The 23,241-nt window shown below is 50.5% G+C and carries 25 protein-coding genes; 12 read left to right on the forward strand and 13 right to left on the reverse strand.

Features of this window, described 5'->3' with window-relative positions; translation table 11 throughout:
• The first annotated feature begins 100 nt into the window (after positions 1-100).
• On the forward strand, positions 101-847 hold the full coding sequence (gene fpr, locus LVQ76_RS19195; RefSeq protein WP_154154153.1) for a ferredoxin--NADP(+) reductase: 747 nt from the start codon (positions 101-103) through the stop codon (positions 845-847).
• 2 nt (positions 848-849) lie between these two features.
• Here fpr and LVQ76_RS19200 read toward each other — a convergent pair whose 3' ends face one another.
• The gene (locus LVQ76_RS19200) at positions 850-1,269 is read right to left on the reverse strand and encodes a DUF805 domain-containing protein (protein ID WP_034461428.1); all 420 of its coding nucleotides are present in this window, start codon (positions 1,267-1,269) and stop codon (positions 850-852) included.
• A gap of 147 nt (positions 1,270-1,416) precedes the next feature.
• On the opposite strand from LVQ76_RS19200, the gene LVQ76_RS19205 reads away from it, so the two are divergent.
• Both LVQ76_RS19205 and tpiA read left to right on the forward strand, forming a co-directional pair.
• A complete protein-coding gene (locus LVQ76_RS19205) occupies positions 1,417-1,983 on the forward strand; it encodes a YiiQ family protein (protein ID WP_370640084.1) in 567 nt (188 codons plus the stop codon).
• A 109-nt stretch (positions 1,984-2,092) separates the two neighbouring features.
• On the forward strand, positions 2,093-2,860 hold the full coding sequence (gene tpiA, locus LVQ76_RS19210; protein ID WP_151995371.1) for a triose-phosphate isomerase: 768 nt from the start codon (positions 2,093-2,095) through the stop codon (positions 2,858-2,860).
• A gap of 44 nt (positions 2,861-2,904) precedes the next feature.
• Here tpiA and LVQ76_RS19215 read toward each other — a convergent pair whose 3' ends face one another.
• From LVQ76_RS19215 to cpxP, 5 genes are all read right to left on the reverse strand, one after another.
• A complete protein-coding gene (locus tag LVQ76_RS19215; RefSeq protein WP_502258297.1) occupies positions 2,905-3,663 on the reverse strand; it encodes a CDP-diacylglycerol diphosphatase in 759 nt (252 codons plus the stop codon).
• Positions 3,664-3,758: 95 nt separating this feature from the next.
• Positions 3,759-4,748: a sulfate/thiosulfate ABC transporter substrate-binding protein Sbp gene (gene sbp / locus LVQ76_RS19220; RefSeq protein WP_151995372.1), complete on the reverse strand. Its 990-nt coding sequence runs from the start codon at positions 4,746-4,748 to the stop codon at positions 3,759-3,761.
• 152 nt (positions 4,749-4,900) lie between these two features.
• The gene (gene pfkA, locus LVQ76_RS19225) at positions 4,901-5,863 is read right to left on the reverse strand and encodes a 6-phosphofructokinase (protein ID WP_064515054.1); all 963 of its coding nucleotides are present in this window, start codon (positions 5,861-5,863) and stop codon (positions 4,901-4,903) included.
• Positions 5,864-6,046: 183 nt separating this feature from the next.
• Entirely contained in the window at positions 6,047-6,949 is a 903-nt protein-coding gene (gene fieF / locus LVQ76_RS19230) for a CDF family cation-efflux transporter FieF (RefSeq protein WP_151995373.1), read from the reverse strand.
• A gap of 124 nt (positions 6,950-7,073) precedes the next feature.
• Positions 7,074-7,586 carry a cell-envelope stress modulator CpxP gene (cpxP, locus tag LVQ76_RS19235; RefSeq protein ID WP_232866010.1) on the reverse strand — a complete coding sequence of 171 codons (513 nt, stop codon included), beginning with the start codon at positions 7,584-7,586 and terminating at the stop codon, positions 7,074-7,076.
• 150 nt (positions 7,587-7,736) lie between these two features.
• Between cpxP and cpxR the strand changes: the two genes are divergently transcribed.
• The 3 genes from cpxR (at position 7,737) to trmL (ending at position 10,365) form a co-directional block, all read left to right on the forward strand.
• A complete protein-coding gene (gene cpxR, locus LVQ76_RS19240) occupies positions 7,737-8,435 on the forward strand; it encodes an envelope stress response regulator transcription factor CpxR (RefSeq protein WP_034461436.1) in 699 nt (232 codons plus the stop codon).
• Complete coding sequence (gene cpxA / locus LVQ76_RS19245) at positions 8,432-9,802, forward strand: envelope stress sensor histidine kinase CpxA (RefSeq protein WP_232922284.1); 1,371 nt, start codon at positions 8,432-8,434, stop codon at positions 9,800-9,802. Before cpxR ends, cpxA begins: the two co-directional genes overlap by 4 nt.
• 89 nt (positions 9,803-9,891) lie before the next feature.
• Positions 9,892-10,365 (forward strand): tRNA (uridine(34)/cytosine(34)/5-carboxymethylaminomethyluridine(34)-2'-O)-methyltransferase TrmL, encoded by a 474-nt coding sequence (gene trmL, locus LVQ76_RS19250; RefSeq protein ID WP_064515046.1) that lies wholly within the window; start codon positions 9,892-9,894, stop codon positions 10,363-10,365.
• Here the strand turns inward: trmL and cysE are convergent.
• From cysE to LVQ76_RS19275, 5 genes are all read right to left on the reverse strand, one after another.
• On the reverse strand, positions 10,362-11,183 hold the full coding sequence (cysE, locus tag LVQ76_RS19255) for a serine O-acetyltransferase (RefSeq protein WP_151995376.1): 822 nt from the start codon (positions 11,181-11,183) through the stop codon (positions 10,362-10,364). The genes trmL and cysE overlap by 4 nt on opposite strands.
• 94 nt (positions 11,184-11,277) lie before the next feature.
• The gene (gene gpsA, locus LVQ76_RS19260; protein ID WP_232866009.1) at positions 11,278-12,297 is read right to left on the reverse strand and encodes an NAD(P)H-dependent glycerol-3-phosphate dehydrogenase; all 1,020 of its coding nucleotides are present in this window, start codon (positions 12,295-12,297) and stop codon (positions 11,278-11,280) included.
• The gene (secB, locus tag LVQ76_RS19265) at positions 12,297-12,770 is read right to left on the reverse strand and encodes a protein-export chaperone SecB (RefSeq protein WP_034461441.1); all 474 of its coding nucleotides are present in this window, start codon (positions 12,768-12,770) and stop codon (positions 12,297-12,299) included. Before secB ends, gpsA begins: the two co-directional genes overlap by 1 nt.
• Positions 12,771-12,831: 61 nt before the next feature.
• Positions 12,832-13,083, reverse strand: a complete 252-nt coding sequence (grxC, locus tag LVQ76_RS19270; RefSeq protein ID WP_064515041.1) for a glutaredoxin 3 — start codon at positions 13,081-13,083, stop codon at positions 12,832-12,834.
• 24 nt (positions 13,084-13,107) lie between these two features.
• Entirely contained in the window at positions 13,108-13,539 is a 432-nt protein-coding gene (locus tag LVQ76_RS19275) for a rhodanese-like domain-containing protein (RefSeq protein ID WP_134187649.1), read from the reverse strand.
• Between the two features lie 245 nt (positions 13,540-13,784).
• Here LVQ76_RS19275 and gpmM point away from each other — a divergent pair, with 245 nt between their 5' ends.
• The 5 genes from gpmM to LVQ76_RS19300 all read left to right on the forward strand — a co-directional run bounded on the left by gpmM (position 13,785) and on the right by LVQ76_RS19300 (position 19,807).
• Positions 13,785-15,332: a 2,3-bisphosphoglycerate-independent phosphoglycerate mutase gene (gene gpmM, locus LVQ76_RS19280; protein ID WP_232905346.1), complete on the forward strand. Its 1,548-nt coding sequence runs from the start codon at positions 13,785-13,787 to the stop codon at positions 15,330-15,332.
• Positions 15,333-15,341: 9 nt separating this feature from the next.
• Complete coding sequence (gene envC, locus LVQ76_RS19285) at positions 15,342-16,625, forward strand: murein hydrolase activator EnvC (protein ID WP_232866007.1); 1,284 nt, start codon at positions 15,342-15,344, stop codon at positions 16,623-16,625.
• Between the two features lie 3 nt (positions 16,626-16,628).
• Positions 16,629-17,600 carry a divergent polysaccharide deacetylase family protein gene (locus tag LVQ76_RS19290; RefSeq protein ID WP_370639867.1) on the forward strand — a complete coding sequence of 324 codons (972 nt, stop codon included), beginning with the start codon at positions 16,629-16,631 and terminating at the stop codon, positions 17,598-17,600.
• A gap of 61 nt (positions 17,601-17,661) precedes the next feature.
• A complete protein-coding gene (locus tag LVQ76_RS19295) occupies positions 17,662-18,894 on the forward strand; it encodes a glycosyltransferase (protein WP_232905345.1) in 1,233 nt (410 codons plus the stop codon).
• Entirely contained in the window at positions 18,887-19,807 is a 921-nt protein-coding gene (locus tag LVQ76_RS19300) for a hypothetical protein (RefSeq protein WP_232922285.1), read from the forward strand. Before LVQ76_RS19295 ends, LVQ76_RS19300 begins: the two co-directional genes overlap by 8 nt.
• Before the next feature lie 51 nt (positions 19,808-19,858).
• Here the strand turns inward: LVQ76_RS19300 and tdh are convergent, their stop codons facing one another.
• On the reverse strand, positions 19,859-20,884 hold the full coding sequence (tdh, locus tag LVQ76_RS19305) for an L-threonine 3-dehydrogenase (protein WP_232866004.1): 1,026 nt from the start codon (positions 20,882-20,884) through the stop codon (positions 19,859-19,861).
• 10 nt (positions 20,885-20,894) lie between these two features.
• Positions 20,895-22,091 (reverse strand): glycine C-acetyltransferase, encoded by a 1,197-nt coding sequence (gene kbl, locus LVQ76_RS19310; RefSeq protein ID WP_232922286.1) that lies wholly within the window; start codon positions 22,089-22,091, stop codon positions 20,895-20,897.
• A 216-nt stretch (positions 22,092-22,307) separates the two neighbouring features.
• Between kbl and rfaD the strand changes: the two genes are divergently transcribed.
• Positions 22,308-23,240, forward strand: a complete 933-nt coding sequence (rfaD, locus tag LVQ76_RS19315) for an ADP-glyceromanno-heptose 6-epimerase (protein WP_064515027.1) — start codon at positions 22,308-22,310, stop codon at positions 23,238-23,240.
• Position 23,241: the final 1 nt, after the last annotated feature.

Below are 23,241 nucleotides of genomic sequence, written 5' to 3' on the forward strand. Positions count from 1 at the left end.
ACTGCCGTTTGTCTGAATGAGCTTTCCAGCTTTAACCGGCTGGAAATCTCACAGTTTTCTGGTGAAGATAGGGCAATAGACACAGAGGGGAATGAACATCATGGCGGAATGGGTCAAAGGTAAAGTCATCCAGATTGAAAACTGGACGGACGCTCTATTTAGTCTCACTGTGCATGCGCCTGTCGCCCCTTTCACCGCCGGGCAATTCACCAAGCTTGGGATGGAAATTGATGGCGAACGCGTGCAGCGCGCCTATTCCTACGTCAACGCGCCGAGCGACCCTAATCTTGAGTTTTATCTAGTCACGGTGCCTGAGGGCAAACTCAGCCCACGCCTGCATGCTCTGCAACCCGGTGACGAAATTATGCTGGTGAGCGAAGCCGCGGGGTTCTTTGTCCTGGATGAAGTCCCGGACTGTCAGACTTTATGGATGTTGGCGACAGGTACCGCATTAGGCCCCTATCTTTCGATTTTGCAGGAAGGCAAAGACCTGGATCGTTTCGAGAATATCGTTTTGCTGCATGCCGTGCGTTATGCGCAGGATTTGAGTTATTTGCCATTGATGCAAAAACTTCAGCAGCAATACGAAGGGAAATTGCGGATTCAGACCGTGGTGAGCCGGGAATCAATTCCGGGTTCATTGACCGGACGCGTGCCTGCACTTATCGAGAGCGGTGAACTGGAAGCGGCTGTAGGTCTGCCGATGAATACCGAAACTAGCCATGTGATGTTGTGCGGCAACCCGCAGATGGTACGTGATACGCAGCAGCTGCTGAAAGATACCCGGCAGATGACCAAACATTTGCGCCGCCGACCGGGCCATATGACAGCTGAACACTACTGGTAGTGTTAGCGGTACTTCACTTCGCTTGTATCTTTACCAAAGCGATTCTCACCCTGGGTGCCAACAAATGCACCCAGGTCCATAATGACCATCACCAGAATCAAGGTTGGGATAAAACGCCCAAGTCCCCACTGCGCTAATGTGCCGAATGTTTCCCAATTTCCGGCAAGCAACAGCCATGCCGGAATAAACAGTAGCGCCCACCAGCCTTTCTTATTGCGATCGTGCAGACGTTTCACAATCACAGCGGCAGTCGGAATCAAAGAACCCGATAAGAAGAAACCGGCGGTGGAATAAGGCATAATTTCAGCACCCGCGAGGGTGAAGAGAATGATCAGCGCGACTAACCAAACGCCAATCCAAATCCAGAAGTCACGGCGTCCAATACGTCCGTTAAAAGAGAACAGCCATTGCTGTATGGTCATGGTAAGGTCCATTTTATTGTTTAGCGCCGTAGTGTACCCTGGCTATGCCGGGTTTTGACAAGCCAACGGAATGCCGATTTAATCGGGAAGCAGAATTCACAGGAGAATTTGTCAATGAGACATCTGTTTGCAGCTCTGGCTTTACTGATGCTACCCGCTGCGGTGGTTTGGGCCGACCCGCCTTCAGATTCCGCCTCACCACTGCAAGCCGCTCCATATTTACTGGCGGGTGCACCAACATTTGATATGAACATTACGCAGTTTCGGGAAAAATTCACCGCAGAAAACCCGTCTTTGCCGATCAATGAATTCCGCGCTATCGACTCCAGCACCGATGAAGTAAACCTGATGCGTGCTGCCAGCAAAATAAACGAAAATCTCTACGCATCTACGGCACTTGAGCGCGGTACGTTGAAAATAAAGTCGATGCAGATAACGTGGTTGCCGATTCAGGGCCCGGAGCAAAAAGCGGCGCGAGCGAAAGCTTCTGAATACATGTCAGCGCTGATTCGCACTTTTACCCCGTCGCTTTCAAAACCGCAAAGCGTGGCAAAACTCACCAAATTACTCAGCGATGGAAAGAACAAACGTTATTACGCGCAAACTGATGGCGCTATTCGCTATGTTGTTGCGGATAACGGTGAAAAGGGGCTTACCTTCGCAGTTGAACCGATTAAGCTAACGCTATCAGAGACACTGAACAACGGCGAATAAATGACAAAAAGCAAAGCCTTTAGTCTGTTGAGTCTCTATACTGTTTCACAGACCATGCTGCCTGAACGGCAGCGATTCTTTTATTAGTTTGACCTTGTGGAGAATTAAGATGCGACATCCTTTGGTGATGGGTAACTGGAAACTGAACGGCAGCAAGCACATGGTACACGAGCTGATTGCTGGCTTACGCAAAGAACTGGCTGGCGTTGCTGGCTGTGGCGTTGCTATCGCTCCTCCAACAATGTACCTGGATCTGGCTAAACATGCCGCTTCTGGCAGCCACATCATTCTTGGTGCTCAGAACGTTGACCTGAACCTGTCTGGCGCATTTACCGGTGAAGTTTCTGCTGAAATGCTGAAAGATGTTGGTGCTAAATACATCATCATCGGTCACTCAGAGCGTCGTACTTACCACGCAGAGTCTGACGAACTGATCGCTAAGAAATTCGCCATTCTGAAAGAAGTTGGCCTGATTCCGGTTCTTTGCATTGGCGAAACCGAAGCAGAAAACGAAGCGGGCAAAACTGAAGAAGTTTGTGCACGTCAGATTGACGCTGTTCTGAAAACTCAGGGCGCGGCTGCATTCGAAGGCGTGGTAATCGCTTACGAACCAGTATGGGCAATCGGTACGGGCAAATCAGCAACTCCAGCTCAAGCTCAGGCTGTTCACAAATTCATTCGTGACCACATCGCTAAAGCTGATGCTAAAGTCGCTGAACAAGTGATCATCCAGTACGGCGGTTCCGTAAACGACAAAAACGCAGCAGAGCTGTTTGCTCAGCCGGACATCGATGGTGCCCTGGTTGGCGGCGCATCTCTGAAAGCTGACGCTTTCGCCGTTATCGTTAAAGCTGCGGCTGAAGCGAAACAAGCGTAAGTATTCTCGCTTAGGAATATTAAGGCTCTGCTCCGGCAGGGCCTTTATTTTTTCAACAATCCGCAATCGTGATCTTGTATTTGCTCCGCAGATGCGAGGTTCAAACGCAGTAAGTTCCGCTCTGTAGCCAAAATGACCCAATCCCCGTCAGCCAGTTTCGCCATCGCCAGACTGTAACGCCCCATATGTTCGCGAGCCTGGGGAACCTGGTTTGCCAGCATGATGAACGGGCCACGTTGCGAAAACTCCGCCGCACTCACTTTTCTGGCGATGTACTGGTTTCCCGCCAGTGATTCCGGAAACGCCTGCCATTGGTTGCTCAGCGTATTTGCATACTGATTCAACTGCCCACGCACATCTGCCCGCAGACAAGAAATATGAATATGAAGCTGGTTTTGAGTACGGCCTGACGTGGAGTTTATCGTCAGCGAAACCACATCATCAGGAACATGCGACCCACGGCGAACACTCATCATTTCGCGCTGCTGCCACGCCAGCCAGAAGAAATTGGGGGTTTGCGCCTGCAATAGCTCAGGGCTTTCCATCCCTTTCATTTTCGCTGTGGGCATCAGCAGGTATTGAAGCGGGCCATGAATATCTTTCAGGAGCACGAATCCCGATGGCAAATCCACTTTGGCGCACGGTTCGGGGTTTTGATTTTTTTGCTGATTGGGTACGCATTGCTGGCTGACGATACGCCAGAGCGCATCCGGGTGATGCAGGTATTGCCGCAGACTAAACCAGGCGATAGCGGCAACAATCAACAGGAATATAGTGACAACTATCGTGCGTCGACACCGCAGCATTGAAACCTCAGGGGCTGGAGAGAGTTGCTCAGCGTAACGCAAACGGCGGGAACTCAAAAGCAAAACGGCCCCAAGCGGGGCCGTCTTTAAACTTAACGCTGACTAATCTGGTCGAAGGTTCCGCCATTCGAGAAGTGTTCTTTCTGCGCTTTTGTCCAGCCGCCAAACTCTTCATCAATGGTGTACAACTTCAGTTTAGGGAAGGCGTTTTCATATTTCTTCGCCACATCCGCATTACGTGGGCGGTAGTAATTCTTCGCTGCAATTTCCTGGCCTTCCGGCGAGTAGAGGTATTTCAGGTAGGCCGCTGCCACTTCCTGAGTACCTTTTTTATCCACGACTTTATCGACTACGGATACGGTCGGCTCAGCCAGAATTGACTCGCTCGGGGTGATAATTTCAAATTTATCTTTACCCAGCTCTTTGGTTGCCAGCAGCGCTTCGTTTTCCCAGGCAATCAGTACGTCACCGATATTACGCTCAACGAAGGTATTGGTTGAACCACGAGCGCCGGAATCCAGCACTTCAACGTTCTTGTACAGTGCCTTCACGAAATCCTGCGCTTTGGCCTGGTCGTTGTTGTTGTGATGCAGGGCGTAACCCCACGCTGCCAGATAATTCCAGCGCGCACCGCCTGAGCTTTTCGGGTTCGGGGTAATAACTGAAACGCCCGGTTTAATCAGATCGTTCCAGTCATGAATTTGTTTCGGGTTACCTTTGCGTACCAGGAAAACGATGGTTGAAGTGTAAGGTGCGGAGTTATCCGGCAGGCGTTTGATCCAGTTTTTGTCGATACGGCCACGCTCGGCAATAGCATCCACATCGTAGGCCAGCGCCAAGGTTACGACATCAGCTTCAATACCATTGATTACCGATGTGGCTTGTTTACCGGAACCACCATGAGACTGGCGGATAACAACGTTATCGCCGGTTTGTTGTTTCCAGTGTGCACTGAACGCCTTGTTGTACTCGTCATAAAGTTCGCGAGTGGGATCGTATGAGACGTTAAGTAACTGAATATCTTTTGCCAGTACGCTGGTTGACGCCAACAGTAATGTAAGTCCAACTCCCCACTTATTCATCGTTCGCTCTCTTTAATCAGATTTGATGAAAGCAGCGTGCCAGAAATTTAACCATTCATTAAAGAATAAAAAAAGATTGGCTATAACTATCGAGCATATAACAAACGATAAAAAGCCGGGTTTCCCCGGCTTCAATTTTCACTGTTAGTGAATTAGTAGAGTTTCTTCGCGCAATCCAACCAGTCACCTTTGAACGGACGCTTCATACTTTCGATAGCGTCGATGATGTCGTGGTGAACCAGTTTCTCATTCTGAATGCCTACGCAACGGCCGCCGTGGCCTTGCAGCAGCAGTTCGATGGAGTAAGCACCCATGCGGGAAGCCAGAATACGGTCGTAAGCAACCGGTGAACCGCCGCGCTGAATGTGGCCCAGAACGGTGGCGCGAGTTTCGCGTTTGGTTTCTGTCTCGATATATTGAGCCAGCTCGTCGATATCGCAGATGTGCTCGGTAATCGCCACGATAGCGTGTTTTTTACCTTTCGCGATGCCCGCTTTGATTTCTTCAACCAGGTCTTCGCGATTGAACTCAACTTCTGGCAGGACAACAAACTCACAGCCACCCGCAATGGACGCAGCTAAGGTCAGGTCGCCACAGTAACGACCCATCACTTCCACGATAGAAATACGCTGGTGGGAAGAAGAGGTGTCACGCAGACGGTCGATTGCTTCCACGACTGTTTCCAGCGCGGTGAAGAAACCGATAGTGTAATCGGTACCTTTAATGTCGTTATCAATGGTGCCTGGCAGACCGATGCATGGGAAGCCCATTTCGGTCAGGCGCATTGCACCCATATAGGAGCCATCACCGCCGATAACAACCAGCGCATCGATACCGCGTTTTTTCAAATTCTCGATAGCCACTTCACGGATTTTCTCATCACGAAACTCCGGGAAACGAGCGGAACCCAGGAAGGTACCACCGCGGTTAATCATATCGGACACGCTATAACGGTCCAGATTCACCATGCGGTCTTCATACAGACCCAGATAGCCGTCATAAACACCTACGACTTCCAGACCTTCCGACAATGCTGCACGAACAACACCACGAATCGCGGCGTTCATACCCGGCGCATCACCGCCACTCGTCAACACACCAATTTTTTTGATCATGACTACCTCTGAACTTTTGAATGCAAATTAATCCTGTTGCCGGAAACGGCCTGCGGCATGCCGAGGCGTCGACTCTGCTACAAATAGTATAACAACCGCTTCTTGCTGAATTGATTCAGGTCAGGCCATATGCCGGTATCTTAACCACAAAACGTCGGTTCAGCCTGACCTTACAACGAAAAATTAAAGCTCAAAATGCCCTTGTTGCTGCGTCGGAACAACCGAGCAGGGGTCCTGGTGAATAATCACATCTGACCCAGGGAAGCGACGCAATATCGCTTGCTCCACTTGTTCGGCGATAACATGCGCCTGAACCAGTGGTAGATTGTCTTCCATTTCAATATGGACTTGAATAAAGCGAGTCGGCCCTGACTGCCGCGTACGTAAGTCATGCGCCCCTTTGACCCCTGGCCATGCATTGATGATATCAATAATTGCCTGACGTTCATCATCCGGTAAAGCACGGTCCAAAAGAGATTGTACGGCTTCATGCCCCATTCGAATCGCGTTATATAAAATATAGACGCCAATACCTAAAGCAAAGATCGAATCCGCACGGTGCCAGCCATACCAGGACAGCGCCAATGCAACGAGAATTGCTCCGTTCATCATAACATCAGACTGATAATGAAGCATATCTGCCCGAACGGCCTGACTTTGCGTCTTTCTCACAACCCAGCGCTGGAAGGTCACAAGAATTAACGTGCTGAATAATGCAATGACCGTGACTACGACGCCAACTAAAGGTTGTTTCATCTGTGACGGTTCAGCTAAATGTTGGATCCCCGTCAAAAAAAGGAATAACGCAGAACCTGAAATAAACATACTTTGCGCGAGTGCTGCCAGCGATTCCGCTTTGCCATGGCCAAAGGTATGCTCTTCATCCGCCGGTTGCAGTGAGTAACGTACGACAAGAAGGTTAGTCAGCGACGCAGCAATGTCCACCAGCGAATCCACCAATGCCGCCAGAATACTGACCGAACCGGTATACCACCAGGCGAAAATCTTGATCAAAAGTAACAATGATGCCATTACCGTTGCGGCGATTGCTGCACGGCTGACCAGTTTCCCATATTGTTGATTCATAGGGGCTCCAGCAAATGATTGCTGGCTAGTATAGCGGATTCATCTGAACCTTCAGGCAAAAAAAACCCGCCTGTTAAGGCGGGGAAGACAGGGATGGTGTCTATGGCAAGGAAAACAGGGTTTGTTACTGGTTACTATGCTTACTGCTACTACTCAGTGCCTGCATCGAAGACATCTGTTGCAGGTCCGCCAGTTCACGGAATTGATCCATGCGCTGTTGGTGTTTGTCATTTAAAACGGCCTGTTGCTCAGGGCTTAACAAGCGGTACATTTGGTTGCGTACTTTCGCCATTTCAACCTGGCGAGTCACTTGTTCTTGTGCCATTTTTTCAGCCTGGACACGCACTGCCGTTTCATCAAAATTGTCTGCGGTGACCAGATTATGCATGGTCTCCATTTCGCTTACATTCACGGGTGGGCTATCATGCCGTGCCCGTTGCATAAGATCGCGCATTTGTTGGCGCTGTTGTTCGGTAAGGTTTATCCCATCGAACATATGGCTCTGGAGGTGATTACGCTTTACTAAACCTTCACCGCCCTGGTACCAGTTATCGCTGGCCGGTAACTCTTTGGCTTGGCTCGCCAGGGTTATCAGAGTCAATGTAGAGGCCATGACGGCAGCGGTAACATTGCGCATCACTTGCTCCTGAAATCATCTGTGCTGCGATTCAACGAGATTCAGTCTACGATTCCCGCTGCAAACTAGCGTCAGGGGGTGTAAAACAACGTAAAGTCATAGATTAGCGCGCCTTGATGACGTAATTTCTGCCTCGGAGGTAATTTAACAATGAATAAAATTCTGCTAGTTGATGATGACCGAGAGCTTACTTCCCTGTTAAAGGAACTGCTCGACATGGAAGGTTTTAACGTAATTGTTGCCCACGACGGCGAACAAGCGTTGGAACTTCTTGATGACACCATTGACCTTTTATTGCTCGACGTGATGATGCCAAAGAAAAATGGCATTGATACTTTGAAAGAGTTGCGCCAGTCACACCAGACCCCAGTCATTATGCTAACAGCGCGAGGAAGTGAGCTGGATCGCGTTCTCGGCCTCGAGCTAGGTGCCGATGACTATCTGCCTAAACCATTCAACGATCGTGAGCTGGTGGCTCGTATACGCGCTATTTTGCGTCGTTCACACTGGAGTGAGCAGCAACAAAACAGTGACAGTGGCTCACCGACTGTCGAAGTTGACGGTTTAAGCCTTAACCCAGGCCGTCAGGAAGCCAGCTTTGATGGACAAGCGCTGGATTTGACCGGTACCGAATTCACCCTACTCTATTTGCTGGCGCAGCATCTGGGCCAGGTAGTTTCACGCGAACATTTAAGCCAGGAAGTTCTGGGTAAACGCCTGACACCTTTCGACCGCGCAATCGACATGCATATTTCCAACCTGCGTCGTAAATTGCCGGATCGCAAAGATGGTCATCCGTGGTTTAAAACATTACGTGGCCGCGGCTACCTGATGGTGTCTGCTTCATGATAAGTAGCCTTACCGCGCGTATTTTTGCCATCTTCTGGTTGACGTTGGCGTTAGTGCTGATGCTAGTGCTGATGCTGCCTAAACTGGATTCGCGTCAAATGACCGAATTGATGGAGAATGAGCAACGTCAAGGCACCATGATTGAACAGCATGTCGAAGCGGAACTTGAAAACGATCCCCCAAACGACTTGATGTGGTGGCGTCGCTTGTTCCGGGCCATTGATAAATGGGCACCGCCGGGTCAGCGTTTGTTACTCGTGACCAGCGAAGGGCGAGTTATTGGCGCCCAGCGCAATGAAATGCAGATCATTCGTAACTTTATCGGCCAGTCTGATAACGCCGATCATCCGCAAAAGAAAAAATACGGTCGCGTAGAATTGGTGGGGCCATTCGCTGTGCGTGATGGTGAGGATAACTACCAGCTCTACCTGATTCGCCCTGCAAGTAATTCCCAGTCTGATTTTATTAACCTGCTGTTTGATAGGCCTTTACTGTTACTCATTGTCACGATGCTGGTCAGTTCACCGCTGCTGTTATGGCTGGCGTGGAGCCTGGCAAAACCGGCACGTAAGTTGAAAAACGCGGCGGATGAAGTGGCTCAGGGGAATTTGCGTCAGCATCCTGAACTTGAATCCGGGCCGCAAGAGTTTCTCGCCGCCGGAGCCAGTTTTAACCAGATGATTACCGCACTGGAAAGGATGATGACAAGCCAACAAAGGTTGTTGTCTGATATCTCTCACGAACTGCGTACCCCGTTAACCCGTTTGCAATTAGGCACAGCTTTGTTGCGCCGCAAAACGGGTGAAAGCAAGGAGCTGGAGCGCATCGAAACGGAAGCTCAGCGTCTTGATGGCATGATCAACGACTTGTTAGTGATGTCCCGCAACCAGCAGAAAAACGCGCTGGCGAGCGAGACGATGAAAGCCAATCAAATTTGGTCCGAAGTGCTGGATAACGCCGCCTTTGAAGCCGAACAGATGGGCAAATCGCTGGAAGTGACTTATCCGCCAGGCCCGTGGTTGATGTACGGTAACCCTAACGCACTGGAAAGCGCGTTAGAAAATATCGTCCGCAACGCATTACGTTATTCGCACACGAAAATTGCAGTCAACTTCTCCGTTGATAATAAAGGGATTACTGTCACGGTGGATGATGATGGCCCAGGCGTCAGCCCGGAAGATCGTGAACAAATATTCCGTCCGTTCTATCGCACAGACGAAGCGCGCGATCGCGAATCTGGTGGAACTGGGTTGGGGCTTGCGATTGTAGAAACTGCCGTTCAGCAACATCGTGGTTGGGTGAAAGCCGATGACAGCCCGTTGGGCGGATTGCGGTTAGTGCTTTGGCTGCCGCTGTATCATCGTTAATTTTTAGCCATAAAGAACAGGTCCTTCGGGGCCTGTTTTCCTTCCTGCCATAAATTGATATTCTGCGCGCCAGGTCTTATGGGGGCAGTATGCTAAATATCGTTTTGTTTGAACCAGAAATCCCACCCAATACCGGGAATATTATTCGTCTATGCGCCAATACCGGCTTCCGGTTGCATATCATCGAGCCGACAGGCTTTGGCTGGGACGATAAGCGTCTACGCCGCGCAGGGCTGGATTATCATGAGTTTGCAGCCGTTAATCGCCATCACAACTATGACGCATTTTTAGCGGCGGAAAACCCACAACGAATTTTTGCATTAACCACAAAGGGTACGCCTGCGCACAGCGCAGTAAGCTATCAGGATGGGGATTATTTGGTGTTTGGCCCGGAAACGCGCGGCCTGCCAGCAACGATTCTTGATGCTTTGCCTGCTGAGCAAAAAATCCGTATTCCGATGATGCCGGATAGCCGCAGCATGAATTTGTCGAACGCAGTATCGGTGGTGGTGTATGAAGCGTGGCGCCAGCTTGGGTATCCCGGCGCCGTTCTGAGAAGTTAGATTCCGTCGCCGTACTCGAAGCCGTTGTTGGCTCCGTTGAAATGCTGATCCATATCGATGGCAGGCATATCACTTTCAGGCTTGCCAACAATTCGCGCAGGAACGCCAGCCGCCGTAGTATGAGGCGGCACTGGTTGTAACACCACAGAACCCGCACCAATTTTCGCCCCGCGCCCAATTTCAATGTTGCCGAGGATTTTTGCCCCGGCACCAATCATCACGCCTTCACGAATTTTCGGGTGTCGATCACCGCTGGTTTTGCCGGTACCGCCCAGCGTTACCGACTGCAAAATAGACACGTCGTTTTCGACGATGGCCGTTTCACCGATCACAATGCCGGTGGCGTGATCGAGCATGATCCCACAGCCAATTTTCGCCGCTGGGTGAATATCTACCTGAAATGAAACCGAAACCTGATTTTGCAGGAATATCGCCAAAGCCCTGCGCCCCTCCTTCCACAGCCAATGGCCGATACGGTAGGACTGCAAAGCATGAAAACCTTTCAGGTATAACAGCGGGGTAGAATATTTATCGACTGCCGGGTCACGGGTGCGCACGGCCTGAATATCACAGGCAGCGGAGGCAATCATCTGAGGTTCTGCCGCATAGGCTTCTTCGACAACTTCACGAATCGCAATGGCTGGCATAATTGGTGAGGCAAGTTTATTGGCGAGCATATAGCTCAGCGCACTGCCCAGGTTTTCGTGCTTGAGGAGAGTTGCGTGGTAAAAACTGGCCAACATCGGTTCACAATCGGCAAGCGCTCGCGCTTCGGCTTTAATGTTGCTCCACACCAGATCCAGTTCTTCAGACGACATTGCTCTCTCCAGACAGAAAAACAGCGCCCGGCACAAAGTACCGGAACGCTTCAATTATTGCGGTTGTGTTGTTCCATCAAGTCGTAGCTATTTTTTAGCCTGAGTTCCGTTCATCCTTGCGCGTTCGACCCAGCAACGTCAATGCTGCCTCGCGCGCGTTTTTTCCGCAATATAATACCTGATAAATTTCCTCGGTTATTGGCATTTCAACGCCAAAACGCGCCGCCAACTCCCGCACTTCTTTGGTGTTGCGATAACCTTCAACCACCTGGCCGATTTTCTGCTGTGCCGAATCCACATCCGCACCCTGCCCCAGCGCCATGCCAAAGCGACGGTTACGTGACTGGTTATCGGTACACGTCAGGACCAAATCACCCAAACCAGCCATTCCCATAAATGTTTCCGGGTCGGCACCTAAAGCACTACCAAGACGTGTCATTTCCGCAAGACCGCGAGTGATTAGCGCCGTACGAGCATTCGCGCCGAAGCCAATACCGTCAGACATGCCCGCGCCAATCGCAATCACGTTCTTCACCGCACCGCCCAACTGCACGCCGATGAAATCCGGGTTGCTGTAGACACGGAAGCTTTTGCCGCAGTGCAGCAACTGCTGGAGATCCTGAGCGAAGGTTTCATCGGTTGCTGCCAGCGCAATTGCCGTTGGTAAACCCGCTGCCAGCTCTTTGGCAAACGTAGGGCCGGAGATCACCGCCAGAGGAATATCATCCCCTAACGCTTCACGCGCCACGTCTTGCAACAGACGTCCGGTTTCCGCTTCCAGACCTTTTGTTGCCCAGACGATACGAGCATCAGCACGCATCAGCGGTTTAATTTGACGCAGCACTTCGCCAAATACATGGCTCGGTACGACTACCAGAATATTACGGCTGGCCGCCAAAGCTTTTGCTAAGTCGCTTTCAAGGTGAAGAGTGTCAGGGAAAGGTACGTCAGGAAGAAACGCGGCATTACAGCGGTCGGCCTGCAATACAGCAAGGTGTTTAGGGTCATGGCCCCACAGAACAACGTGGTGACCATTACGCGCCAGTGTGATGGCAAGAGCGGTGCCGTACGAGCCGGCACCGATCACAGTCATTGAAGCATTAAGGCTGTTCATCAGGCATCCTGATGGTTTTCAGCACCTTCGCCTTCGCCAGATTGCTGCTGCAGGTAGCTCATGAACAGCGCATCGAAGTTAACCGGTGCAAGGTTCAGCTGCGGGAAGGTGCCACGAGAAACCAGGCTAGTGATTGCTTCACGTGCATAAGGGAACAGAATGTTCGGGCAGTACGCACCCAGGCAATGGGCCATCTGCGGACCTTCGATCCCACCGATGGAGAAGATACCAGCCTGCTGAACTTCACACAGGAACGCAGTGTCTTCACCCAGTGTTGCGGTCACGGTTACACGCAACACAACTTCATAAACGTCGTCTGCCAGTTGGCTTGAAGCAGTATCGAGATCCAGCTTCACTTCAGGCTGCCAGTCTTTCTGGAATACGTGTGGTGCATTTGGTGCTTCGAAAGAGATGTCCTTGGTGTAGACACGCTGAATCTGGAAAGCCATTTCTGTGTTGTTTTGTTCTGACATTGTTAAACCCTTAAAAAATTAATACGTCCTTTAAACAGCAGTAAGCGACAAAGGAACTGCACTAGCGCAGCAGGGGATCGAGTCCACCACGAGCGTCGAGTGCATACAAGTCATCGCAACCACCAATGTGCTGTGCATCAATAAAAATCTGCGGCACTGTGGTGCGCCCACTGCGTTTAATCATCTCTTCACGTTTAACAGCATCGCCATCAATCGCTAATTCCTGAAACTTGACCCCTTTGCTTTGCAGCAGGTCTTTTGCACGGTGGCAAAATGGACAGGTTGCTTTAGTGTAGATTTCAATATTCGCCATGGTATTACCTCAGTGTGCGTAGCATTATTTACCGCGAACTAATGGCAGGTTTTCCCCGCTCCAGCCAGCAATACCTTCTTTCAGCAAAGTCACCTTTTCAAAACCAGCTTTCGTCAATAACGCCGCTGATTCCTGAGAGGAAATACCATTACCACAAACGACGATCACAGGCTGCGCTTTATGTTTTTCCAGCTCACCGAAGTTGCCACTTTTAATATCAGTGGTCAGTACATTCAATGAGTTAGCGATATGACCTTTACGGTAATCATCACGCGAACGCACGTCGACAACAACGGCATCTTCTTTGTTGATAAGGCGTGTTGCTTCACCACGGGTGATGACCTTAACTTTAGAGGTTAAACCTTTAAAGGTCATGAAAAGTACGGCGGCCAGTAAGCCAACCCACGCCAGACTAAGTATGGGATGGCGACTAACGAATTGCATAATTTCTTGCATGGGGGGGTGTAACTCCCGACTAAGTAATATGAAAAAACCAGGTGAGGAGTATACATTTGCGTTGTGCCAAATACAGCCAGTCTGCGCCAGGTAATGTAGATTCTGCGGACTGTTACGAAAAAAATTACCGCAACGACGTAAAACCGATCACAATCCAGCCTCTTTCTTTGATCTTCTGCGGCTATTTACCCCGCAGCCTGTAGTAAAATTACGCAAATTTTGTCTTTGACTTAGAGGTTGTCGCAATGTCAGTTACTAAAAAACCTATGGTTCTGGTGATTCTGGATGGTTATGGTCACCGCGAAGAGCAGCAGGATAACGCTATTCTGAATGCTAAAACCCCGGTTATGGATAGCCTGTGGGCCCAGCGTCCGCATACTTTGATCAACGCATCTGGCCTGGAAGTCGGTCTGCCAGAAGGCCAAATGGGTAACTCCGAAGTTGGCCACGTAAACCTCGGCGCAGGCCGCATTGTTTACCAGGACTTGACTCGTCTGGATGTTGAAATTAAAGAACGTACTTTCTTTGCCAACCCAACGCTGACTGCAGCTGTAGACAAAGCCGTTGCCGCTGGCAAAGCGGTTCACATCATGGGCCTGGCATCAGCCGGTGGCGTTCACAGCCACGAAGAACATATTCTGGCGATGATTGAACTGGCAGCAGAACGAGGTGCTGAAGCAATCTACCTGCACGCATTCCTGGATGGTCGCGATACCCCGCCACGCAGCGCTGAATCCTCTCTGAAGAAGTTTGCCGACAAGTTTGCCGCGCTGGGCAAAGGCCGCGTTGCGTCCCTGATTGGCCGTTACTACGCTATGGACCGCGACAACCGTTGGGATCGCGTTGAACTGGCTTACGACCTGCTGACTCTGGCTCAAGGCGAATACCAGGCAGAAACCGCTGTTGCGGGTCTGGAAGCAGCTTACGCTCGCGATGAGAACGACGAATTCGTTAAACCGACTGTGATTCGTGCAGAAGGTGAAGCAGATGCAGCCATGAACGACGGCGATGCACTGATCTTCATGAACTTCCGTGCGGACCGTGCTCGTCAAATCACCCGTACTTTCGTTAATGCTGACTTCGACGGTTTCGTGCGTAAGAAAGTGGTTAACTTCGGCGATTTCGTGATGCTGACCGAATATGCAGCAGACATCAAAGCCGCTTGCGCTTATCCACCAGCTTCACTGACCAATACCTTTGGCGAGTGGATGGCGAAGCACGATAAAACTCAGTTGCGCATCTCCGAAACTGAAAAATATGCTCACGTTACCTTCTTCTATAACGGTGGCGTTGAAGAGCCATTCGCTGGCGAAGACCGCATTCTGATTAACTCTCCGAAAGTTGCGACTTATGACATGCAACCGGAAATGAGTTCCGCAGAACTGACCGAAAAACTGCTGGCAGCGATTAACAGCGGCAAGTACGACACCATCATTTGTAACTATCCAAATGGCGATATGGTGGGTCACACCGGTGTTTACGAAGCGGCGATTGCAGCCATTGAAGCGCTGGATAACTGTATCGCGCAGGTTGTTACTGCGGTTGAAAACGTCGGTGGGCAATTGCTGATCACCGCTGACCACGGTAACGCAGAGCAGATGGCTGACCCGGCAACTGGCCAGGCGCACACCGCGCACACCAGCCTGCCTGTTCCATTGATTTATGTGGGTGACCGTAGTGTGAAAGCGGTAGAAGGCGGCAAGCTTTCTGATATCGCACCAACTATGTTGAGCCTGATGGGTATGGAAATCCCGCAAGAGATGACTGGCAAGCCGCTGTTCATCGTGGAATAATCCCTCCCCATGAGGGGAAAGGCGATTTTTTCAATAACATGGGCCGTGAAAACGAAGCTGTTTTCAGTCAGGCCTATGATGTACGCCAGCGTGTTAAGCGCTGGCGTATTGTTATGCCCCATGATCAGCCACGCCGACGATCGCGCCGAGTTAAAATCTATCCAGCAGGATATTGCTACTCAAGAACGTGCGGTACGCCAGCAACAGCAACAACGCTCTACATTACTCGCTCAACTCCAGGCACAAGAAAAAGCTATCGCCGAGGCCAGCCGCAAACTGCGCGATACGCAAAACACGCTTGCCGAACTCAACCGCCAAATCGACACCATGAATGCTTCCCTCGCGAAACTGCAAAAGCAGCAGGCCTCGCAGGAACGCAATCTGGCCGCACAACTCGACGCTTCTTTCCGTCAGGGTCAACACACCGGCATTCAGCTGATTTTAAGCGGTGAAGAAAGCCAGCGCGGGCAACGCTTGCAGGCCTATTTTGGTTACCTGAACGCAGCGCGTCAGGAAACTATCGAGAACCTTAAGCAAACCAAAGCGGAAGTTGACGAGCAAAAAGCGAGTCTTGAGTCGAAGCAAACCGAACAACAGACATTGCTCTACGAACAGCAAGCCCAGCAAACCAGGCTGGAAAGTGCCCGTAACGAGCGCAAAAAGACGCTATCCACTCTCGAATCTTCTTTGCAGCAAGATCAGCAAAAGCTGAGCGAAATGCGCCAGAACCAATCCCGCTTGCAGGGGCAAATTGCCCGTGCAGAAGCCGCAGCTAAGGCTCGAGCAGAAAAAGAAGCTCGCGAAGCTGAACAGGTTCGCGATCGCCAAAAAGAAGCGAGCAGCAAAGGCAGTACTTACAAACCGACCGAAAGTGAACGCTCGCTGATTTCACGTACAGGTGGTTTGGGTGCCGCTCGTGGGCAAGCTTTCTGGCCGGTCCGCGGTTCAATCCTTCATCGTTATGGCGAACAGCTCCAGGGTGAACTACGTTGGAAAGGGATTGTTATCGCCGCCGGTGAAGGCACTGAAGTTAAAGCCATTGCCGATGGACGCGTAATTCTTGCCGACTGGTTGCAGGGTTACGGCCTCGTTGTCGTGGTTGAACACGGCAAAGGCGATATGAGTTTGTACGGTTACAACCAAAGCGCGTTGGTTAATGTTGGAACACAAGTTCGCGCCGGCCAGGCTATTGCTCTGGTGGGTAACAGTGGTGGTCAGGGCCGCCCGTCACTTTATTTCGAAATTCGCCGCCAGGGCCAGGCAGTCAATCCACAACCGTGGTTGGGAAGATAAGTTTTGCTTCAATTCCGTCGTGTGTTTTTCTCTCTCGTCAGCACACTCATGCTGACAACCCCTGTTTACGCCGGAAAGCTGGCAATCGTTATAGATGACTTCGGTTATCGCCCCGCGCAAGAAAATCAGGTTATCGCACTCCCCTCTAATATTTCCGTGGCTGTTTTACCCAACGCTCCTCACGCCCGCGAAATGGCGACCAAAGCACATAATGCCGGGCATGAAGTGCTAATCCATTTACCGATGGCTCCGCTCAGCAAACAGCCGCTGGAAAAAGATACTTTGCGCCCGGATATGAGCAGCGGTGAAATCGAACGCATTATTCGCGAAGCGGTTAATGATGTTCCCTATGCCGTGGGGTTGAATAACCACATGGGTAGCGCGATGACATCCAGCCTGTTTGGCATGCAAAAAGTGATGCAGGCGCTGGGGCAATATAATCTCTATTTCCTCGACAGCATGACGATTGGCAATAGCCAGTCAATGCGGGCGGCAGCGGGAACTAACGTCAAGGTTATCAAACGCAAAGTCTTCCTCGACGATACGCAAAATGAAGCCGATATCCGTTTCCAGTTTAATCGTGCAGTAGAGTTAGCACGCCGAAATGGCTCTGCGATAGCCATCGGCCACCCGCATCCAACAACCGTGCGCGTATTGCAACAGATGGTGTACAACTTGCCTTCAGATATTACGTTGGTCCGCCCGAGCAGCTTGTTGAACGAACCGCAGGTTGATACCTCGAAACCAAACAATACTCGCCCTGTAGTGCCCGGCAAACCGACGGAGCAACCGCGTAATCCATTTAAAGGCATTAGTTTGTGCAAACCGAAACAACCTTTGCAACCTGTCTATGCCACTACGTTCTTTACTGTGTTGAGTGAAAGCATCAGCCAGAGCCAATTAATGCAATATATGCAGCATCAGTGGCAGGGCTGGGGAAAAAGCACATCCACAGTTGGAAATGTCGCGGGATAGTTATCACGGTTGATAGCCCTTATAATGCCGCGTTGAATAAAGCTACAGGAGTCGGTCTACGATGACGCAACAGCGGCATAAAATTCTCTTGCTGGATAACGGTAAAGAGTGGGGCGGCGGTACCAACAGTATGTTGGAACTGCTCAAACGTATTGACCGCCAACGGTTTGATATCACGTGCTGCTTTTACTACAACTATGCGCGCGGTGAAGGTGAAACCATTGAGAAAGTGCTGAAGAGCATTCAGATTCCTGTCATTTTTATTCCACAACGCAAGCAACCTGGCTGGGCAAAAATCTGCAAGGAAGTTGCTCGCTCATTTTTGTTTTTCAGCAAGTCAGGGCGCAAAAAAGTCACCGCATATATTGATGAGCAATGGCGCATCAAACCTAACGCGATGGCATTGCGTGAGCGGTTGCAGAAAGATGGCTACGAAATTCTCTATATGAATAACCAGCCTGGCTCTAACCTGGAAGGATATCTGGCCGCCGAGCCGCTCAATGTTGCGGTAGTACAGCACTGCCGTATCGAACCGGTAATGAGTCAGGCGATTACAAAAATCGTCAACCGCACAGGCGACGCTATAATCGCCGTCTCTCATGGCGTGGAAAGCGTGCTGCTTAACCACGGCGTGAAAAGATCTCTCTGCACGACTGTTCCTAACGCCATTGATATTCACCAGCCCTTACCTTCTGGCGAGGCGGTACGCCGCTCGTTGGGCATTGGCGACGATACATTTTTGTTTGGTAGTATCGGGTCACTTATCCCAAGAAAATCCTGCCACCATACGCTGGAAGCTTTGCACCGTTTTCAGCAGCAACATCCCGACGCAAAATGGAAATTTGTTCTGGTAGGCGAAGGGGCCGATCGCGAAAAACTACAGCGCCAGGCCGCTGATTATGGATTTGCCGATCGGGTTATCTTTACCGGCTTTCGTAACAACCCCCTGGATTATCTGGCCGCATTTGATGTCTTTATTCTGGCATCGAAAAGCGAAGGGTTACCGCGTGTGGTGCTCGAATCCATGCTGCTTAAAACAGTGGTGATCGGTTCAAATGTGACGGGGACGGCAGAGTTAATCGACTCCGGACGTACCGGTCTGCTTTATCCTTATGGCGATACCGTCATGCTCGCTTCGCATCTTCAGCAAGTATGGCAAGATAGCGCATTACGTGATGCCCTCACACAAGCCGCCTACCAACGCGTGATTGATAACTATGCGATCGAACACTATGTTGCCGGTGTCGAAGCCGTACTTGGCGCAGTAAAACCAACCCGGAATGAATATGTTTAAATTTCTGAACCCAAAATATCGCCATATTACGGCGCGACATAATATCCCTTATCAGGAACCTGCGGCCGGAAGTGTGGCAGTGCCAGTGACATCGATTGTCATTCCTTGCGCAGGTGCGGATTACATCGAAGAAGGCTTACTTTCTGCACAATTCGCGGCACGTTTCGCCCCGGATGTGGAGGAGATTGTGATTGTTTCCGATCGCCCGGCGCACGAATTTGGTGAGCTTCCACCGAAAACCCGTATCGCGACTCTTGAGCTCCCACAGCGCGAGGAAGGGTACCGTTACAAGCAAATTTATCTCAGCCGTTTAATCAAACTGAATGCGCCGTTGCAGGCACGCACAGACGGTATTTTGATGATCGATTCCGATCTCAACTTGCTGCAAATGCCGCGCTTTAAAATTGAAGAGCACCACATTTACTCCAGTTTCCGTCAGGGCAAAATGATCGCCAAACTGGACAAAGCACCGGTTGATAAAGTCCCGGCATATTATAAAGACACCGTGCGCCCGTATATTGTGGATCACGTTAACGGGGCATTCCTGGCGGCAACGCGTAAAACCTGGCGTCGAATTTGCCCGTTATGGCTCACGCTATTCCAGGACACCTGGGAGTTGATGGACGATAGCCAGCCACCAACCGATCAGCTGCCACTAGCCGCTTTGCTGGATATGCTCGATATCAAAACCGTGAATTTAGGTGACTGGATGAACTGGCCGGTATCCAAGAAAATTGGCGGCACACCATCGGTGATTCCAAAACAAGTTGTGGGCGCGCATGGCGGTTTCCCACTTTCTGAATGGCAAAAATATCTGGTTTCGCGGGATAGTGAATTGCTGTTTAAAGGGCAGGATTACACGCGAAAAGTACGTTATCTGACGGATGCTGAAAAGCAGACAGCAAGCGAGTAAAGATGTTAAAAAGGCCGGTTTCCCGGCCTTTTTTAATCAACTCAGCAAGAATTAATCCCAGCTAAGAATGACTTTACCAGACTGCCCGGAACGCATGGCATCAAAACCTTTCTGGAAATCATCGATACCAAAACGGTGAGTGATGATTGGTGACAGATCCAGGCCAGACTGAATCAGCGCCGCCATTTTGTACCAGGTTTCGAACATTTCGCGCCCGTAAATACCTTTGATGAACAAGCCCTTGAAGATGACTTTCGTCCAGTCGATAGACATATCTGACGGAGGAATACCCAGCATCGCAATACGGCCACCGTGATTCATGGTATCGAGCATGGTACGGAATGCCGGTGGAGCACCTGACATTTCCAGACCCACATCAAAACCTTCAGTCATGCCCAACTCTTTCATTACGTCGTTCAGGTTTTCTTTGCTGACGTTCACCGCGCGGGTCACACCCATTTCACGCGCCAGCTCAAGGCGATATTCGTTCACATCGGTGATCACGACATTACGCGCACCAACGTGTTTAGCGACAGCCGCCGCCATAATACCGATTGGGCCAGCGCCTGAAACCAGCACATCTTCCCCAACCAGATCGAAGGACAGCGCTGTGTGAACAGCGTTGCCGAACGGGTCAAAGATAGAGGCTAAATCGTCTGAGATGTTGTCAGGGATTTTGAAAGCATTGAAAGCAGGCAGCACCAGGTATTCTGCGAAACAACCCGGACGGTTTACACCAACACCTGTCGTGTTACGGCACAAGTGAGTACGGCCGGCACGGCAGTTACGGCAGTGACCACAAGTGATATGGCCTTCACCGGAGACGCGGTCGCCAATTTTAAAGCCTTTAACTTCCTGGCCAATACCGACAACTTCACCCACATATTCGTGACCGACAACCATCGGAACCGGAATAGTTTTCTGCGACCATTCGTCCCAGTTATAAATATGCACATCGGTGCCGCAGATTGCGGTTTTACGGATTTTGATCAGCAGATCGTTATGACCCATTTCAGGCGTGGGTGCATCCGTCATCCAGATGCCTTCTTCTGCTTTCAGTTTCGCTAATGCTTTCATGACCGCTCCCTCAGGCGATAACGCCCAACTGTTTACCGATACGCGTAAATGCGTCAACCGCACGTTCAATTTGTTCAGTCGTGTGGGCCGCTGACATCTGAGTACGGATGCGCGCCTGACCTTTTGGTACTACCGGGAAGAAGAACCCAGTGACATAAATGCCTTCTTTTTGCAGTTCACGCGCAAAGTTCTGCGCCACAACCGCTTCACCTAACATCACAGGGATGATGGCGTGATCCGCACCCGCCAGGGTAAAACCTGCTGCGGACATTTTCTCGCGGAACAAACTCGCGTTTGCCCACAGACGAGCACGAATTTCAGCGCCGGTTTCCAGCATTTCCAGAACTTTGATGGATGCTGAAACGATAGCCGGTGCCAAAGAGTTAGAGAAAAGATATGGGCGAGAGCGCTGGCGCAGCCACTCAATCACTTCTTTACGACCCGCGGTATAGCCGCCGGATGCGCCGCCGAGCGCTTTGCCCAACGTGCCGGTAACGATGTCTACACGATCCATCACATCGCAATATTCATGCGTGCCACGACCATTTTCACCGACAAAACCAACCGCGTGAGAATCATCAACCATCACCAGCGCGTCATACTTATCAGCCAGATCGCAAACGCCATTCAGGTTCGCAATCACGCCATCCATAGAGAAGACACCGTCGGTGGCAATCATGATATGACGAGCCCCTGCCGCACGCGCTTCTTTCAGGCGAGCCTCAAGCTCTTGCATATCGTTGTTTGCATAGCGATAACGCTGCGCTTTGCACAGACGCACGCCATCAATAATAGACGCGTGGTTCAGGGCATCAGAAATAATCGCATCTTCTTGGCCGAGCAGCGTTTCAAACAGGCCGCCGTTGGCATCGAAGCAGGAAGAGTAAAGAATCGCATCTTCCATTCCGAGGAAGCCCGCAAGTTTACCTTCCAGCTCTTTATGGCTGTCTTGTGTTCCACAAATGAAACGCACAGATGCCATCCCAAAACCATGTGTATCCATGCCCTGCTTTGCGGCATCGATCAGTTGCGGGTGGTTAGCGAGCCCCAGATAGTTATTGGCGCAGAAGTTAATGACATGGCTGCCATCAGCAACGGTAATATCGGCTTGTTGAGCAGAAGTAATGATACGTTCTTCTTTAAACAACCCTTCCGCTCGTGCGGTTTCAAGTTGGGTTGTTAACTGTTGGTAAAAATCTCCGCGCATTGCGATTCTCCAGGCATGGCTAATTTCGGCACATATTACCCAAACCTATACCAGGACACGAGATTACGCTTCAATGAAATTGAAATTTGCAGCATAAATCACGAGGCGTAGAAACTTCCTCATATTAGGCGGGTCCATGAATGTAATGGTATGATAAGAGCCATTAGCGCGTGAGGTATTGTGCCTTACGGCCCTCTTTTTTTAAGGTTTTCGCTTATGATTATTGTCACCGGCGGTGCTGGCCTTATTGGCAGCAACATCATTAAGTCACTGAATGATATCGGCCATACTGATATCCTGGTGGTCGACAACCTGAAGGATGGCACCAAGTTCGCCAACCTCGTAGATTTGAATATTGCCGACTACATGGATAAAGAAGACTTCTTAATCCAGATTATGGCAGGTGAAGAATTCGGCGATATAGAAGCAATTTTCCATGAAGGTGCTTGTTCTTCCACCACCGAGTGGGATGGCAAGTACATGATGGATAATAACTATCAGTACTCAAAAGAAGTTCTGCATTACTGCCTTGAACGCGAAATTCCATTCCTGTATGCCTCATCAGCTGCAACCTATGGCGGCCGCAACAGCGATTTTATCGAGTCTCGTGAATTTGAGCAGCCGCTGAATGTTTACGGTTACTCCAAATTCCTGTTCGACGAGTACGTGCGCCAAATTCTGCCTGAAGCTAACTCCCAGATTACTGGCTTCCGTTACTTCAACGTCTACGGGCCGCGCGAAGGCCATAAAGGCAGTATGGCAAGCGTTGCATTCCATCTGAACACTCAGTTGAACAACGGCGAAAATCCAAAACTGTTTGAAGGCAGCGATAGCTTTAAGCGTGACTTCATTTACGTGGGTGATGTTGCAGCGGTTAACCTGTGGTTCTGGCAGAACGGCGTATCCGGTATTTATAACTGCGGTACCGGTCGTGCGGAATCCTTCCAGGCCGTTGCTGACGCAGCCCTGGCATTCCATAAAAAAGGCAGCATTGAGTACATTCCTTTCCCGGAAAAACTCAAGGGCCGCTATCAGGCATTTACTCAGGCCGACTTAACCAATCTGCGTGCCGCAGGTTACGACAAGCCATTCAAAACTGTTGCCGAAGGCGTAACAGAATATATGGCCTGGCTGAACCGTGACGCATAAG

Source organism: Buttiauxella cochleicola (assembly GCF_021283185.1).
In the GTDB taxonomy this organism is placed as follows: domain Bacteria; phylum Pseudomonadota; class Gammaproteobacteria; order Enterobacterales; family Enterobacteriaceae; genus Buttiauxella; species Buttiauxella massiliensis.

Coding starts and splice junctions, on each gene's coding strand:
- cpxR (WP_034461436.1), top strand. CDS start 7,737: ATGAATAAAATTCTGCTAGTTGATGATGACCGAGAGCTTACTTCCCTG.
- LVQ76_RS19295 (WP_232905345.1), top strand. CDS start 17,662: ATGACGCAACAGCGGCATAAAATTCTCTTGCTGGATAACGGTAAAGAG.
- cpxA (WP_232922284.1), top strand. CDS start 8,432: ATGATAAGTAGCCTTACCGCGCGTATTTTTGCCATCTTCTGGTTGACG.
- fpr (WP_154154153.1), top strand. CDS start 101: ATGGCGGAATGGGTCAAAGGTAAAGTCATCCAGATTGAAAACTGGACG.
- grxC (WP_064515041.1), bottom strand. CDS start 13,083: ATGGCGAATATTGAAATCTACACTAAAGCAACCTGTCCATTTTGCCAC.
- trmL (WP_064515046.1), top strand. CDS start 9,892: ATGCTAAATATCGTTTTGTTTGAACCAGAAATCCCACCCAATACCGGG.
- pfkA (WP_064515054.1), bottom strand. CDS start 5,863: ATGATCAAAAAAATTGGTGTGTTGACGAGTGGCGGTGATGCGCCGGGT.
- rfaD (WP_064515027.1), top strand. CDS start 22,308: ATGATTATTGTCACCGGCGGTGCTGGCCTTATTGGCAGCAACATCATT.
- tdh (WP_232866004.1), bottom strand. CDS start 20,884: ATGAAAGCATTAGCGAAACTGAAAGCAGAAGAAGGCATCTGGATGACG.
- LVQ76_RS19275 (WP_134187649.1), bottom strand. CDS start 13,539: ATGCAAGAAATTATGCAATTCGTTAGTCGCCATCCCATACTTAGTCTG.
- LVQ76_RS19200 (WP_034461428.1), bottom strand. CDS start 1,269: ATGACCATACAGCAATGGCTGTTCTCTTTTAACGGACGTATTGGACGC.
- fieF (WP_151995373.1), bottom strand. CDS start 6,949: ATGAATCAACAATATGGGAAACTGGTCAGCCGTGCAGCAATCGCCGCA.
- LVQ76_RS19300 (WP_232922285.1), top strand. CDS start 18,887: ATGTTTAAATTTCTGAACCCAAAATATCGCCATATTACGGCGCGACAT.
- tpiA (WP_151995371.1), top strand. CDS start 2,093: ATGCGACATCCTTTGGTGATGGGTAACTGGAAACTGAACGGCAGCAAG.
- kbl (WP_232922286.1), bottom strand. CDS start 22,091: ATGCGCGGAGATTTTTACCAACAGTTAACAACCCAACTTGAAACCGCA.
- LVQ76_RS19205 (WP_370640084.1), top strand. CDS start 1,417: ATGCTACCCGCTGCGGTGGTTTGGGCCGACCCGCCTTCAGATTCCGCC.
- sbp (WP_151995372.1), bottom strand. CDS start 4,748: ATGAATAAGTGGGGAGTTGGACTTACATTACTGTTGGCGTCAACCAGC.
- cpxP (WP_232866010.1), bottom strand. CDS start 7,586: ATGCGCAATGTTACCGCTGCCGTCATGGCCTCTACATTGACTCTGATA.
- gpmM (WP_232905346.1), top strand. CDS start 13,785: ATGTCAGTTACTAAAAAACCTATGGTTCTGGTGATTCTGGATGGTTAT.
- cysE (WP_151995376.1), bottom strand. CDS start 11,183: ATGTCGTCTGAAGAACTGGATCTGGTGTGGAGCAACATTAAAGCCGAA.
- secB (WP_034461441.1), bottom strand. CDS start 12,770: ATGTCAGAACAAAACAACACAGAAATGGCTTTCCAGATTCAGCGTGTC.
- gpsA (WP_232866009.1), bottom strand. CDS start 12,297: ATGAACAGCCTTAATGCTTCAATGACTGTGATCGGTGCCGGCTCGTAC.
- envC (WP_232866007.1), top strand. CDS start 15,342: ATGAGGGGAAAGGCGATTTTTTCAATAACATGGGCCGTGAAAACGAAG.